Genomic DNA, 14224 nt, shown 5'->3' with positions numbered 1-14224 from the left:
GGAGTTTACGCATGAAGGTATTGGTACCTGTTAAACGCGTGATCGACTACAACGTGAAGGTCAAGGTTAAGACCGACGGCACGGGTGTCGATCTTGCGAACGTGAAGATGTCGATGAACCCGTTCGACGAGATCGCGGTCGAAGAGGCCATTCGTCTCAAGGAGGCCGGCGTGGCTTCCGAGGTGGTCGTGGTGTCGATCGGCGAGAAGAAATCCGTGGATACGATCCGCAACGCGCTCGCCATGGGCGCGGATCGCGGCATTCTGGTCGAAGAGGATCAGGGCGTCGAGATCGAGCCGCTGGCGGTGGCAAAGATCCTCGCCAAGATCGTCGCGGAGGAGGCGCCCGAACTGGTGATCCTCGGCAAGCAGGCGATCGACAACGACATGAACGCCACCGGTCAGATGCTCGCGGCGCTTCTCGGCTGGGGGCAGGCGACCTTTGCCTCCGAGGTGCTGATCTCCGAGGGCAAGGCGGTGGTGACCCGCGAGGTGGACGGCGGGTTGCAGACGATTTCCGTCACTCTTCCGGCCATCGTGACGACCGACCTGCGTCTCAACGAGCCGCGCTATGCCTCTTTGCCAAACATCATGAAGGCGAAGAAGAAGCCGCTCGACGAGAAGACCGCCGCCGATTACGGCGTCGACACCACGCCGCGCCTGACGGTCGTGAAAACCGAAGAACCCGCGGCGCGCGAAGCCGGGATCAAGGTCGGCTCGGTCGATGAACTCATTGCGAAACTCAAAGAGGGAGGTCTCGTCTGATGGCTGTTCTCTGTCTTGCGGATGTGGCGGGCGGCGCGGTCGCGCTCGACGCCACCGCGAAAGCCGTCTCGGCTTCGGCGAAACTGGGCGATGTGACGCTTCTCGTGTGCGGTGCGCCGGGCTACGAGGCCGCGAAGATCGACGGCGTGGCCAAGGTTCTGGTCGCCGATGACGCGGCCTATGCCCACGGGCTGGCGGAAAACCTTGCCGATCTGATCGTGTCTCTGGCGGGTGGCTACAGCCACATCACCGCCGCCGCGACGACGACGGGCAAGAACGTCCTGCCGCGGGTTGCGGCGCTTCTGGATGTGATGGTTCTGACCGATGTGACCTCCGTGGTGGATGCGGATACGTTCCAGCGCCCGGTCTATGCCGGCAACGCGATTCAGACGGTACGCTCGAAAGATGAAAAGAAGGTTATCACCTTCCGCACTTCGACCTTCGAGGCGGCGGGCAGCGGCGGTTCCGCGGCGGTCGAGGCGGCCTCGGGCGCGGGGGACACCGGCCTGTCGGCCTTTGTCGAGGACAAGGTGGCGGAAAGCGACCGCCCGGAACTGACCAGCGCGAAGATCGTCGTCTCGGGCGGGCGCGGTGTCGGTTCGGAAGAGAGCTTTGCGATCATCGAGGCGCTCGCCGACAAGCTCGGCGCGGCCGTGGGCGCGTCGCGTGCGGCGGTCGACAGCGGGTTTGCGCCGAACGACTGGCAGGTCGGCCAGACCGGCAAGGTGGTGGCGCCTGAGCTTTACATCGCCTGCGGCATCTCGGGTGCGATCCAGCACCTCGCGGGGATGAAGGATTCGAAGGTGATCGTCGCGATCAACAAGGACGAAGAAGCCCCGATCTTCCAGGTCGCAGACTTCGGCCTCGTCGCTGATCTCTTCGACGCCGTGCCAGAAATGACCGAGAAGCTTTAAGCAAAGCAGCACCATGACAACAAAAAGCCCGCCAAAACGGCGGGCTTTTTGCTGTCCGGCTCGCTCTTTCGTGTTTCACACATACGGAGCAAGCGCATCCTGAAGAGCTTCTGCAGCTCTGGAATGAACAACGGGGCCAAGCATCTCGCGCGCCGCCGGGGCGTCCAGGTCGGAATACACCATGAGGTCGTAGCCCTGTGCGATCTCATCGTGCGTGGCGACCACTTCCACCACATCTTTGACCAGAGGGCGGATCTCCTCAATCATCTCGCGATTGACGAACAACGGGTCGACGCCGATCGCATCGCAGGCCGCTCCGTCATCCGGAGAATGGTCGGAAATCCAGAGCAGCATCACATCCCCGTGCAGCTTCATGGCCATGGTGCGCATTCGCGCTACCCAGGCGTCACGCAATTCCTGACGCACCATGAAGAATTTCTCGTCGGAAACGTGAGCCAGCGTCTGCAACAGATGCCGCGTGAAATTGAAATCCGTGAAATCGACCTCACGATAGATCGTCCGTAGAAGGGTCGAGGCGCGCAGAAAACGGTCGTTGCGCCGCTGATGCACCGCATAGAAGCGGTTTGACATGTTCTGCGCGCCGGAGATTTGCAATACGGTCATTTTCGAGTGCTTGCAGATGTCGAGCACGGTTTCGTCGCTCAGAAACACATCGACACCGGCGTTGACGCAGCCGAGGTTCACGGTCTCGACCCCCGCACCGGCCTCGACCAGATCGGCAAAGGGCACCTCGACATATTTTCCATAGGTCTCGGTCCCGCCCAAAAAGGCGACATAGGGTTCATCGAGATCCTTTTGCGGCCCCCGAAAGAGAAGTTTCGATTTGCCGTAGCGGCAAGGCGTGTAGTTGAGGGCGCCTTCGCCCATATTCTGGTAAGCCATGTGTCCACCCACTGGTTCGTATTTTCACCCGAAGCTCAGAGTCGCAGAGACAAGTTTAGAAATCGCTAAACTGACAATTCGTCATGAATTTTACAGGTCAGCTTCGCTGCCTTACCCCTTGAACCAGGCCTCACCGGGCGCGTAAGCTCTGGCCAAATCGTTACAGCGAGAAGTGTCTGGGAGAAGCGGTATGGGCATCAGCAAAGTGGGCGTCGTCGGCGCCGGTCAGATGGGCAACGGGATCGCGCATGTCTTCGCGCTCGGGGGATATGAGGTGCTCCTCAATGACATCTCTCAGGACGCTCTGGACAAGGCCGTCGCAACCGTCACGCGGAATCTCGACCGGCAGGTCTCGCGCGAGAAAATCACGCAGGGCGAACGGGATGCCGCACTTGCACGGATCACCACGACACTCAAACTCGAGGAGCTTGGGAAGTCCGATCTGGTGATCGAAGCCGCGACCGAGCGCGAGGACGTCAAGAACGCGATTTTCGGACGCCTTCTGCCACATCTGAAACCCGAGACGATCCTGACTTCGAACACCTCGTCGATCTCGATCACCCGCCTTGCCTCGCGCACGGACCGACCGGAAAAATTCATGGGGTTCCACTTCATGAATCCGGTGCCGGTGATGAAACTCGTCGAGCTTATTCGCGGCATCGCCACCGATGAAGCAACCTACAAGACGCTTTTGGGTGTGGTCGAATCGCTCGGCAAAACCGCCGCCAGCGCCGAGGATTTCCCGGCCTTCATCGTGAACCGCATCCTGATGCCGATGATCAACGAGGCGGTTTATACGCTTTATGAGGGAGTCGGTTCGGTCAAATCCATCGACGAGTCGATGAAACTCGGGGCAAACCATCCAATGGGGCCGCTGGAGCTTGCCGATTTCATCGGGCTCGACACCTGTCTGGCGATCATGAACGTGTTGCACGACGGGTTGGCGGATACGAAATACCGGCCCTGTCCGCTTTTGACGAAATATGTCGAGGCCGGGTGGCTCGGGCGGAAAACCCAGCGGGGCTTCTACGATTACCGGGGCGAAACGCCGGTGCCGACGCGCTAAACTTGGCGCAAAACAAAGGGGCCTCAAGGGCCCCTTTTTCCTGTCGGATTTGCGTCGGACTTCTGTCGGACTTTTGTCGGGCAGTTTTTGCCCCGCCTCAGTCCGTGCGCCCGCCCAAAGCCAGCGTGTGCGAGCGCATCCAGTCCATGAACTCGCGGGTCTTCGATTGCCACGGTTCGAGATCGACGGGCGTCAGCGGATCGCCGATGACCGGCGACTGCGGCTTGTCGAGCGCATGAGCGATCTCATGCAGCAAGAGCCCCTGACGGAAGCTCGCCGCAATCTTGTCGGCGATCTGATAGAGCCGCGTGTTGCGCCCCGGGAAATAGATCGGCAACACGGTCGCGCCGGATTTCAACACCATCTTGGCGGTGAACGGGTTCCACGGTTTTTCCTTCACCGGCCCCCACCAGGTCTCCGACGAGGCCACGGCGCCGGCCGGGAAAAGGATGATCACGCCACCCGCCTTGAGGGTCGCCATCGCCTCGTTGCGCATCTTGATCGACTCGCGGTGGCTGTCGGGTTCGTGCGGAAACGGCACCGGCAACATGAACGGGTCGATTTCCTGAATGCCGGTCAGAAGCGAGCGGGTCAGGATCTTGTAATCGGTGCGCACCTGGCCGATCAGCTCAGCCATCACCAGACCGTCGACCAGACCGTGCGGGTGGTTGGCCACCACCACGAGCGGGCCGGTGGCGGGGATCTTGGCGATCTGTTCGGCGGGGGTCTTCACCTCGATCCCCATGACCTTGAGGGCCTGGGTAAAGAACGGCTGACCCATCGGCGTGCCCATCCGCTCAAACCGTCGAATGCGGCGCAGCAGGGGCAGTTTGCCTGTCACCCATTCGATGGTGCGGATCACGGCAACCTTGGACGGGTCGGAAAACGTCCCGGCATAAGACAGCTTGCGCCCGTCATAGCGCACGAAATCCGGGGCACCTGGTTTCGGGGCGTGGATCTCCGTCCCTTGGTCTTCGGGGTGAGACACTTTACATATCCTCGCCAAATCTGTCCTTGATCAGGGCCTCGATCGCATCGGCCAAAGCCGCCGCATCGGCACCCGTCGTGGTGACGTCAATAGTCGTTCCCTTCGAGGCTGCCAACATCAAAAGCCCCATGATGCTGTCGCCGCCGGTGCTCAGCCCGTCTTTTGAGACCTGGGCCTCGGCGTCGAACTCCTCGACGGTTTCCACGAATTTCGCCGACGCCCGGGCATGCAGCCCCTTCACGTTCACGATCTCATGTGTGCGTGTCACAGACGCCATGTGCCCTCCTCAAGACGTTTCGGCTCAGCGGCCCACTAGCGGCCCTGCACATCGAAACTGTCGATGTATTTACGGCCTGCATCCAATGCATTGCCGACCGCTTCCGCAACCGATTTGTGGCGCGATTTGGCGAGCTTGATCAGCATCGGCAGGTTCGCGCCGTAAATGATTTTCCTGTCGTCGTGATGACAGGCCATCAGGGACAGGTTCGACGGGCTGCCGCCGAACATGTCCGTAACGACAACCACACCGTCACCGGTGTCGACCTCGTCGGCCGCATCGCAAATCTCGCGCTGTTTCATGGAGCGGTCGTGATCGGGTTCGATGGAAATTGCCTCGATCCCCGTCTGTTTGCCCACGACATGTTCCACGGCGGCCAGATATTCCCGAGCCAACCCCCCATGCGCGACGATGACGATTCCGATCACGCCCATACCCCGATCAGTTGCCGCCCTGGCGGCGTTCAAGTTCCCTGTGTCTTATTGACACCGGCCAATTATGTTCCGCAAGGGCTTTGGAGAGAATTTCGGCCAGCGTGACCGATCTGTGTTGCCCACCAGTACAGCCAAACGCGATGGAGAGGTGCTTTTTGCCCTCTTCCTTGTAGGCCGGCAGCAGAAGCAACGTCAGTTCCAGCACCTTGTCGAAGAACGGCGCGAAGCGCGGGTCGTTTTGGACATAGTCCTGCACCCGCGCATCCGTGCCATTCAGACCGCGCAGGCTTTCGTCCCAATAGGGATTCGCCAGAAACCGCACGTCGAAGACCATATCGACACCGCGCGGCATGCCGCGTTTGTAAGAAAAACTGTGGACGGAGAGGGCCATCTCCGCCTCCCGCCCCTCGGCGAACCAACGCTCGATCTCGTCGCGAAGCTGATGTGGCGTCATCTCCGAAGTGTCGATGAGGATGTCGGCCCGCGTTCGGATCGGCACCAGCAGATCGACCTCGCGCGCCACGCCGTCTGTGACGGTTTCGGCAGGGGCCAGAGGGTGACGACGGCGGGTTTCGGAATAGCGACGGATCAGCACCTCCGGCGCGCAATCGAGATAGAGCACCTCGGCCTCACAGCCCGGATCGCGGCTCAGATCGTCGATCACCTCGATCAGCCCGTTGACGGAGAAATCGCGGTTGCGCACATCGAGACCGAGTGCCAACGGACGGCTCAGCCCTTCGCCTTCGAGAAGCCGCGGCAGGATCGACATCGGCAGGTTGTCGATCACCTCATAGCCGAGATCCTCCAGCGCGTTGATCGCGGTCGACCGTCCCGCGCCCGACGGGCCGGTGATCAGCACGACGCGCTGCGGTGTCTTGGTCTGGGTGATCTGGGTCTGGGCGATCTGGCCACCCTCGGGAGTGCTCACACGCACCGGCCTCCTTTGAGCCATTGGATCAGGGCGGGGGCGAAACCGGGGCCCTCGACCTTGAAAAGCATGGGAATCGAGACACCGATGAGAGCCGTTTCCCGCGCCGGAGGCAAGCGGTTGGGTTCAGATTGAGACAGATCGACCACCGCTCTGATGCGCGCATGTGACAGCGGCGTGGCAGAGAGAAGCCCGACCCCGCGCGCCTCGACCATACCGGAAATCGTTTTGGGAGCGCAGGCGATGAGGGCATCGCCGTCCCGCCGCAACTCCGTGCCGTCATCTGCGACCAGATGCGCGCCGAACCCCATGAGCGTGAGTGCCAGCGTGGATTTGCCGCAACCGGAGGGGCCGGTGATCAGCAGGCCGGAGGTCTCATCCAGCGCGACACAGGAAGCATGCAGGTTGAGCGGCGCGTCCTCGCTCTCCATCGCTCAGACCGGCAGACCGACGACGAAACGCGCCCCAAGCGGATCGGAGGTGATGTCAGCATCGGTCGGGCGGATGTTCTCGGCCCAGATCACGCCACCATGCGCCTCGACGATCTGTTTCGAGATCGCAAGACCGAGACCCGAGTTGTTGCCGAACTGACCTTCGGGGCGCTCCGAATAGAAGCGTTTGAAAATCTTGGTCAGCGCCTCTTCGGGAATGCCCGGCCCGGTGTCCTCGACCACGATCAGCACCCGGTGATCGCGTTTGCGGACCCAGACACGGATCGCATCACCATCCTCGCAGAACGAGACCGCATTGGTGATCAGATTGACGAAAACCTGCGCCAGACGCGCCTCAAGGCCGGAAATCACGATCGGCTTGTCGGGCATGTCGGAGATGAACTCGACGCCTTTCTCCTGCGCCTCCTGCGACAGATAGTCGATCAGGTTGGTCAGCATCTGGATCAGGTTGAACTCTTCCTCTTCCTCCTTCACCAACTCGCTGTCGAGCCGTGAGGCGTTGGAAATGTCGGAGACCAGACGGTCGAGGCGGCGCACATCATGTTCGATCACGTCGAGCAGTTTCGCGCGGTGCTCCTCTTTCTTGATCATGCGAAGCGAGCCGACGGCGGAGCGCAGCGAGGCCAGAGGGTTCTTGATCTCATGGGCCACATCGGCGGCGAATTGTTCGTTGGCGTCGATCCGGTCGTAAAGCGCCGAAACCATGCCACGCAGTGCCGAGGACAGGCGGCCGATCTCGTCGGGACGGCCCGACAGGTCGGGAATGCGCACGCGACCCGGCGCCACCTTGCGGCTGTTCCTGTCGCGCCCGATTTCGGCGGCGGCGGCCAGATCCGCAAGCGGGTTGGCGATGGTCGAGGCCAGAACGAGACTCAGACCGATGGAGACCAGAATGGCGATGACGAAGACCTGAAGGATCTGTTCACGTTCGACCCGCACCAGTTCGTCAATCTCGCCCTCGCCGGAGGTGAGCACGATTGCACCGATGGTCTGTTCACCCGCCTCCGTCGCGACGGTGACCGGCGCGGCGACTGTGAAAACCGTAAAGCCATCGGCACTGACGCTGGTGTTGACGTGAATTTCGTTGTTGAGCGCCTGGCTGGCGAGCCCGGCGATATGCTCCCCGGCGTCGGAAACCTGTTCGCCTTGCGGGCCTTTGGCAAGGGTCACGGCGGACCAGATCCCATTGAGAAAATCGGAAATAACGGTGGAGCGGTCATTGCGCTCGACCCCCGCGACCTGTGCCATCTCGGCACGGGTCATGCCCTCGGTCGAGGCGATCAGCCCCCCGGTCGCGTCGTAGACGAAGACATGTTCACGCAGCGGCAGTTCCAGCACTTCCAGCACGGAGGCGATGTCCTCTGCGCCGCCATCCGCGGTGAGCGCCCCGTCTTTCCCTGCCGTCAGCTCCATCATATCGGCCACCAGAGCGGCCTCGGTGACCATCGCCATCTCGCGCTGCACCACCAGGCTGTCGCGGAACGGGTTGAGATAGAGGATGCCAGCCACCATCAGGATGATCGCGACGAGATTGAAGGTGATGATCTTCTGCGCGAGGGGCGAGCGGTTCACGGCGATGAAACGACGGCGCTCCCGCTTGGCGCGCAAATCCGCATCGAGCGTGCGCGGCGCAACCCAGTCGTCGCCGAGCACGACATCGGTGTCCTCGGTGCCGCGCTTACCTGCGCGATCCATGCCGGAAGAAAACGACATTATTCCTCGTTATACCTGTAACCGATGCCGTAGAGCGTTTCGATGGCGGAGAAGTCGGGATCGGCGGAACGCATTTTCTTGCGCAGGCGCTTGATATGGCTGTCGATGGTGCGGTCGTCGACATAGACCTGATCGTCATAGGCGACATCCATCAACTGATCGCGGGATTTGACGAAACCGGGACGTTGCGCAAGTGCCTGAAGCAACAGGAATTCGGTGACGGTGAGCGTCACATCCTTGCCCTTCCAGGTCACCGCATGACGCAGCGGGTCCATTTCCAACTCGCCGCGCACCATGACCTTGGTGTCTTCGGTCTCGACCACGTCGATGCCCGCGATCGCCTCCTGACGGCGCAGAAGCGCACGGATACGTTCGACCAGCAGACGCTGGGAAAACGGTTTCTTGACGTAATCGTCGGCGCCCATGCGCAGCCCCAGAACCTCGTCGATCTCATCGTCCTTCGAGGTCAGAAAAATCACCGGCATGTTGGTTTTCTGGCGCACGCGCTGCAGCAGGTCCATCCCGTCCATGCGCGGCATCTTGATGTCGAACACGGCCATATCCGGCAGGCGCTTGTTGAACGCATCCAGGGCCGACTGCCCGTCATTGTAGGTTTCCACCTCGAAGCCTTCGGCCTCGAGCGTCATGGACACGGAGGTCAGGATATTCCGGTCGTCGTCAACCAAGGCGATACGAGACATGGTCGGTTCCCTTCAACTGCTCAACTGGTTCATTTTTTGTGCCATACTCCGCGTTTCCCAAGGTCAAATCAAGCGAAACCGCGAATCAGTTGCAGCACTGAAAGCCATGGAAAGGCAAAAAAGACAAGGAATGACTAATATGTCTCATCCGGCCATTCCGGCTGCATGGATTTTATGCCCGCAAAAGAAGGCGTTTGATCTGTTTGCGCTACCTCTTTCATGGTTGCGCTAACCTTGACCTGTGTCCTGTTTACGACAGCGACAACCGTGATATAGCACAACCGTCGGGCGCATGGCCGCCCCGGGCGCGAATGGCCCTTTCGCGCCGTAGAATGTTATCCACAGACGCCGTCAAGGACACGGCGAGGGAGCTTTGCATATGACGACCGGACGCGTGAACCCGGCTTTCACTCTTGAGGACCAAGGCATTACCGGGCTTGGCACTGTCTATTACAACTTGCTTGAGCCCGCGCTGATCCAGGAAGCGATCAAACGTGGCGAAGGCGAGCTTGGCCAGGGGGGGTCTTTCCTCGTGAGCACCGGTGAGCACACCGGCCGTTCCCCCAAGGACAAATTCGTTGTGCGCACGCCGGACGTGGAAGACACGATCTGGTGGGAAAACAACAAGCCGATGGATCCGGCGAAATTCGACGTGCTCTATGCCGATATGCTTGAGCACATGAAGGGCCGCGAGTTCTTCGTCGAGGATCTGTATGGCGGCGCCGACCCGGAAAATCGTCTCGATGTCCGCATGATCACCGAGCTCGCGTGGCACGGTCTGTTCTGCCGCACTATGCTGCGCCGTCCGGAACTGTCCGAACTGGACGATTTCACCGCCGATTTCACCGTGATCAACTGCCCGTCCTTCAAGGCCGATCCGGAACGTCACGGCTGCCGCTCCGAGACCGTCGTCGCGCTGAACTTCGAGAAAAAGCTGATCCTGATCGGCAACACCGAATATGCAGGCGAGAACAAGAAGGGCGTGTTCACGCTTCTCAACTACATCCTGCCGGGCAAAGGCATCATGGCGATGCACTGTTCCGCCAACCACGCGCCGAACAACCCGGTCGACACCGCGATCTTCTTCGGTCTGTCCGGCACCGGCAAGACGACGCTCTCCGCCGACCCTGCCCGCGTGCTGATCGGTGACGACGAGCACGGCTGGTCCGACAAGGGCACGTTCAACTTCGAAGGCGGCTGCTACGCGAAGACGATCAACCTCTCGGCCGAAGCCGAGCCGGAGATCTACGCCACGACCTTCAAATTCGGCACCGTGATCGAGAACATGGTCTACGACGAGCACACCAAAGTGCTCGACTTCAAGGACAGCTCGCTGACCGAGAACATGCGCTGCGCCTACCCGCTGGAGTATATCTCCAACGCGTCCGACACCGCGATGGGCGGCCATCCGAAGAACATCATTCTTCTGACCTGTGACGCCTTTGGCGTTCTGCCCCCGATCGCCCGTCTGACGCCGGCGCAGGCGATGTATCACTTCCTCTCCGGCTTCACCTCGAAGACTCCGGGCACGGAAGTGGGTGTCGTGGAACCGATCCCGACCTTCTCCACCTGCTTCGGCGCACCGTTCATGCCGCGTCGCCCGGAAGCCTATGGCAACCTGCTGCGCGAGAAGATCGCAAAGCACGGTGCGACCTGCTGGCTGGTGAACACCGGCTGGACCGGCGGTGCCTTCGGCTCCGGCTCGCGGATGCCGATCAAGGCAACCCGCAACCTGCTGCACGCCGCTCTCGACGGTTCGCTGCATGACGTCGAATTCCGCACCGACCCGAACTTCGGCTTCGAAGTGCCGGTCTCCGTGCCGGATGTGGCCGACGTCCTGCTCGACCCGCGCAAGACCTGGAGCGTGAACGAGGAATACGATGCGCAGGCTGAGAAGCTCGTGAAAATGTTCAAAGAGAACTTCGAGCAGTACCTGCCCTATATCGACGACGACGTGAAAGCCGCCGCGATCAAGTAAGCCTTGCCGCACTGCGACATTCAGCGCCCCGGTTTCGGCCGGGGCGTTTTCTTTTGTCCGTCACAAGGGTGTCACCGCGATCTGGCAAACAGGCGGCATGAAATACCTGTTCGCCCTTTGCCTTTTCCCCCTGCCCGGATTTGCCCAGGACACGGCCCTCACCGACCCCACGCTGATCGCGACGGGGCAACAGGCCTTTCTCGACTATTGCTCCGCCTGTCACGGCGAAGAGGCGCTTGGGGAAAACGGGCCGGACATTCAGGGCTCGATCCTGAAGGACGTGACAGAGGCGGTGAAGGGCATCGACCAGATGCCCGAGATCTGGCTGGAAGACGGTGAGCCGGAGGCCATTGCCGCCTTTCTCATGTCGCTGAACCCGAAGGTCGCCGAAATCAAGCTACGGCTTGAGGCGGCAAAGCAGGATTGAAACAGCCGCGCCGCTAAAACAGCCCGCGCCGGATCAGATTCGCGCCCGCGATCAAAAGGACGAACAGCGTCGCGCGTTTGAATTTCTTCTGATCCAGCCGGTCCTGCACCCATTGCCCCACGGCCATGCCCAGAATCGCCGGGAGCAGTAGCATGGCGGAGAGCGGAATGGTCTGGGCGTTGAGCACACCGGAGCGCAGATGCGCCAGAAGAAGCGTGATCGCCCCGGCGCCAAAGATCACCCCGGTGATCTTGATCTGGAGCTTTTTCGGCGTGTCCACGGCAGTGAGATAGGCGACGGTCAGCGGCCCCCAGACCCCGGCGATGCCACCGATCACACCGGAAATCGCACCGAGACCCAAATCGTAGAAACTCCGGTGATGCTCGGGAATGGTCAGCGCCCGCCCGATCAACAGGTAACTCGCCAACAGGACGACGATCACGCCGAGCGACAGGAAGACCACGGATTGCGGCAGGATCACCACGAGCTGCGCCGACAGCAGGATCATCACCAGCAGAGCGGCGATGTAGAGCTTGTAGCGCACAGCCGCCTCCACCGCCTCGCCGACACCGCCGCGCAACGCCTGCCAGACATTGGAAACGACGGTGGGAAAAATCAGCCCCGCCAGCGCCAGCTCCGGCGACAGGAAGGAGCCGAGCCCCGACAGGATGATCATCGGCATGGCAAAGCCCGTGGCGCCTTTGACAAAGCCGGCCAGGAGCGCGATGGCAAGGGCCGCGAGGACCTGCGGGAAGGAGAGAAGTGTCAGAAGGCTGTCGATCATGCCCCCCTGATAGGCCCCCGCCCCTGCCCCTGTACAGGGCCAAGCCTGTGCGCTCATGCGGCCAGCGGTCCGGTTTTATTAGTCCAGCGGGCAGGAATACCCCACCACGACACATTACGTCAAAATAAAGCAGAATGAGAAAATATTATTGCGCTGCAACTGCGAAATGATTAGACAGTCACAAGACCCCGAGGAGGAGAGAGTCCCATGGCCCTTGATCAACAGGAGCTGACCATGTCGAACCCGATTTTGCCCAACCTTCTGGCCCTGACAGCGGCCTCCGTCGGCCCCGCGGAGGCGCTTCTCGACCGCGCGCGCGCTGCCTTGCGCACGGAGTTTCTCGACGGTGACCGGATTTCCGGGCGCAAGCTTGAGGCCAATCAGACGGCGGCGCACGGGCTTGCCTGGCTTGCGACCTATGTCGAGAGCCTGCGGCAGATGCAGAAATGGGCCGAACGCCTGTCGGAAGACGGTAAGTTCGGCGAGATGGAACAGTTGATCCATCAGATCGCTTTCGGGGAATACCTCAGCCAGATTTACGGTGGCATCCCGATGAACCAGGGCGAGATTTGCCGCCCCGCCCACCTTGGCCTCGGCCTCGTGCAGCCGAGCCATAACGAGGTGGTCAAGCTGATGCTCGACGGCAATTCCATCGCCGCGCGCAGCCGTCTTGTCGAACTGATGCGGGACAATGCGGGTCACGCGACCTTTGGCGCCTCCGGTCTCGATGACGATCTGGAAATGATCCGCGATCAGTTCCGTCGCTTTGCCGACGAAAAGGTCGTGCCCTTTGCTCATGAGTGGCACCTGAAGGATGAATTCATCCCGATGGAGATCATCGAGGAACTGGCCGAGTTGGGCGTCTTCGGCCTCACCATTCCGGAGGAATACGGCGGGTTCGGCTTCCCGAAAGCGGCGATGGTCGTGGTCTCCGAGGAGCTGTCGCGCGGCTATATCGGTGTTGGCTCTTTGGGCACGCGCTCCGAGATTGCCGCCGAGCTGATCCTTGGCGGCGGCACGGAAGAGCAGAAACAGCAATGGCTGCCGAAACTCTCCTCCGCCGAAATCCTGCCGACCGCCGTGTTCACCGAACCGAACACCGGCTCCGATCTGGGCAGCCTCCGCACCCGCGCGGTGAAAGAGGGCGAAACCTACACGATCACCGGCAACAAAACCTGGATCACCCACGCCGCACGCACCCATGTGATGACGCTTCTGGCCCGCACCGATCCGAACACCACGGATTACAAAGGCCTGTCGATGTTCCTCGCCGAAAAAACGCCCGGCGACGACGAAAACCCCTTCCCCACCCCCGGCATGACCGGCGGTGAGATCGAGGTCTTGGGCTATCGCGGGATGAAAGAATACGAGCTGGGCTTTGACGGGTTCAAGGTGAAGGCCGAAAACCTTCTGGGCGGCGAGGAAGGTAAGGGCTTCAAACAGCTCATGGAGACCTTCGAGAGCGCCCGTATCCAGACCGCCGCGCGTGCGATCGGTGTGGCGCAGAACGCGCTCGAAGTCGGCATGCAATATGCCGAGGACCGCAAGCAGTTCGGCAAATCGCTGATCGAGTTCCCGCGCGTGTCGGGCAAGCTGGCGATGATGGCGGTCGAGATCATGGTGGCGCGTCAGCTCACCTATTTCTCCGCTTGGGAGAAAGATCACGGGCACCGGTGCGACCTTGAGGCCGGGATGGCGAAGCTTTTGGGCGCGCGGGTCGCTTGGGCTGCGGCGGACAATGCGCTTCAGATCCATGGCGGCAATGGGTTTGCACTCGAGTATCAGATTTCCCGCATCCTCTGCGATGCGCGGATTCTGAACATCTTCGAAGGCGCGGGCGAGATTCAGGCGCAGGTGATTGCGCGGCGTTTGCTGGGCTGAACCGAAGCCTTAAA

Annotated in this window: 16 protein-coding genes; 7 read left to right on the top strand and 9 right to left on the bottom strand. The window is 61.1% G+C overall.

The window, feature by feature from the left end; genetic code table 11:
- Nucleotides 1–11 precede the first annotated feature (11 nt).
- On the top strand, nucleotides 12–764 hold the full coding sequence (locus NH195_RS13885; protein ID WP_066704797.1) for an electron transfer flavoprotein subunit beta/FixA family protein: 753 nt from the start codon (nucleotides 12–14) through the stop codon (nucleotides 762–764).
- Entirely contained in the window at nucleotides 764–1678 is a 915-nt protein-coding gene (locus tag NH195_RS13880) for an electron transfer flavoprotein subunit alpha/FixB family protein (protein ID WP_066704798.1), read from the top strand. Before NH195_RS13885 ends, NH195_RS13880 begins: the two co-directional genes overlap by 1 nt.
- Before the next feature lie 75 nt (nucleotides 1679–1753).
- Here the strand turns inward: NH195_RS13880 and NH195_RS13875 are convergent, their stop codons facing one another.
- Nucleotides 1754–2581, bottom strand: a complete 828-nt coding sequence (locus NH195_RS13875) for a DUF6473 family protein (protein ID WP_066708026.1) — start codon at nucleotides 2579–2581, stop codon at nucleotides 1754–1756.
- Nucleotides 2582–2771: 190 nt separating this feature from the next.
- Between NH195_RS13875 and NH195_RS13870 the strand changes: the two genes are divergently transcribed.
- Nucleotides 2772–3647, top strand: a complete 876-nt coding sequence (locus NH195_RS13870) for a 3-hydroxybutyryl-CoA dehydrogenase (protein ID WP_066708022.1) — start codon at nucleotides 2772–2774, stop codon at nucleotides 3645–3647.
- A gap of 97 nt (nucleotides 3648–3744) precedes the next feature.
- Here the strand turns inward: NH195_RS13870 and NH195_RS13865 are convergent, their stop codons facing one another.
- Genes NH195_RS13865 through NH195_RS13835 form a run of 7 tightly spaced genes read right to left on the bottom strand, consistent with a single transcriptional unit; the run spans nucleotide 3745 to nucleotide 9140 of the window.
- Nucleotides 3745–4635 (bottom strand): lysophospholipid acyltransferase family protein, encoded by an 891-nt coding sequence (locus NH195_RS13865; RefSeq protein WP_081423934.1) that lies wholly within the window; start codon nucleotides 4633–4635, stop codon nucleotides 3745–3747.
- 1 nt (nucleotide 4636) lies between these two features.
- Nucleotides 4637–4912, bottom strand: a complete 276-nt coding sequence (locus NH195_RS13860; RefSeq protein WP_066708019.1) for an HPr family phosphocarrier protein — start codon at nucleotides 4910–4912, stop codon at nucleotides 4637–4639.
- A 35-nt stretch (nucleotides 4913–4947) separates the two neighbouring features.
- On the bottom strand, nucleotides 4948–5340 hold the full coding sequence (locus NH195_RS13855) for a PTS sugar transporter subunit IIA (protein ID WP_066708071.1): 393 nt from the start codon (nucleotides 5338–5340) through the stop codon (nucleotides 4948–4950).
- A 13-nt stretch (nucleotides 5341–5353) separates the two neighbouring features.
- On the bottom strand, nucleotides 5354–6235 hold the full coding sequence (gene rapZ, locus NH195_RS13850) for an RNase adapter RapZ (protein WP_066708068.1): 882 nt from the start codon (nucleotides 6233–6235) through the stop codon (nucleotides 5354–5356).
- A 35-nt stretch (nucleotides 6236–6270) separates the two neighbouring features.
- A complete protein-coding gene (locus NH195_RS13845; protein ID WP_066708017.1) occupies nucleotides 6271–6705 on the bottom strand; it encodes an HPr kinase/phosphorylase in 435 nt (144 codons plus the stop codon).
- A gap of 3 nt (nucleotides 6706–6708) precedes the next feature.
- Nucleotides 6709–8439: a sensor histidine kinase gene (locus tag NH195_RS13840; protein ID WP_066708015.1), complete on the bottom strand. Its 1731-nt coding sequence runs from the start codon at nucleotides 8437–8439 to the stop codon at nucleotides 6709–6711.
- A complete protein-coding gene (locus tag NH195_RS13835; RefSeq protein ID WP_066708012.1) occupies nucleotides 8439–9140 on the bottom strand; it encodes a response regulator transcription factor in 702 nt (233 codons plus the stop codon). Before NH195_RS13835 ends, NH195_RS13840 begins: the two co-directional genes overlap by 1 nt.
- Between NH195_RS13835 and NH195_RS21250 the strand changes: the two genes are divergently transcribed.
- The 3 genes from NH195_RS21250 to NH195_RS13825 all read left to right on the top strand — a co-directional run bounded on the left by NH195_RS21250 (nucleotide 9139) and on the right by NH195_RS13825 (nucleotide 11545).
- Entirely contained in the window at nucleotides 9139–9372 is a 234-nt protein-coding gene (locus NH195_RS21250; RefSeq protein WP_155846180.1) for a hypothetical protein, read from the top strand. The two genes, NH195_RS13835 and NH195_RS21250, sit on opposite strands and share 2 nt — an antisense overlap.
- A gap of 147 nt (nucleotides 9373–9519) precedes the next feature.
- On the top strand, nucleotides 9520–11118 hold the full coding sequence (locus NH195_RS13830; RefSeq protein WP_066708009.1) for a phosphoenolpyruvate carboxykinase: 1599 nt from the start codon (nucleotides 9520–9522) through the stop codon (nucleotides 11116–11118).
- Nucleotides 11119–11215: 97 nt separating this feature from the next.
- A complete protein-coding gene (locus NH195_RS13825; RefSeq protein ID WP_066708006.1) occupies nucleotides 11216–11545 on the top strand; it encodes a c-type cytochrome in 330 nt (109 codons plus the stop codon).
- Nucleotides 11546–11558: 13 nt separating this feature from the next.
- Here the strand turns inward: NH195_RS13825 and NH195_RS13820 are convergent, their stop codons facing one another.
- Entirely contained in the window at nucleotides 11559–12386 is an 828-nt protein-coding gene (locus NH195_RS13820) for a sulfite exporter TauE/SafE family protein (protein WP_238379763.1), read from the bottom strand.
- 150 nt (nucleotides 12387–12536) lie between these two features.
- On the opposite strand from NH195_RS13820, the gene NH195_RS13815 reads away from it, so the two are divergent.
- A complete protein-coding gene (locus tag NH195_RS13815) occupies nucleotides 12537–14210 on the top strand; it encodes an acyl-CoA dehydrogenase family protein (protein ID WP_066708003.1) in 1674 nt (557 codons plus the stop codon).
- The last annotated feature ends 14 nt before the right edge of the window (nucleotides 14211–14224 follow it).

It is taken from the genome of Celeribacter ethanolicus (assembly GCF_001550095.1).
Lineage (GTDB): Bacteria > Pseudomonadota > Alphaproteobacteria > Rhodobacterales > Rhodobacteraceae > Celeribacter > Celeribacter ethanolicus.
The sequence above is the reverse complement of the archived record's forward strand: the minus strand, read 5'-3'. Positions and strand labels throughout refer to the sequence as shown.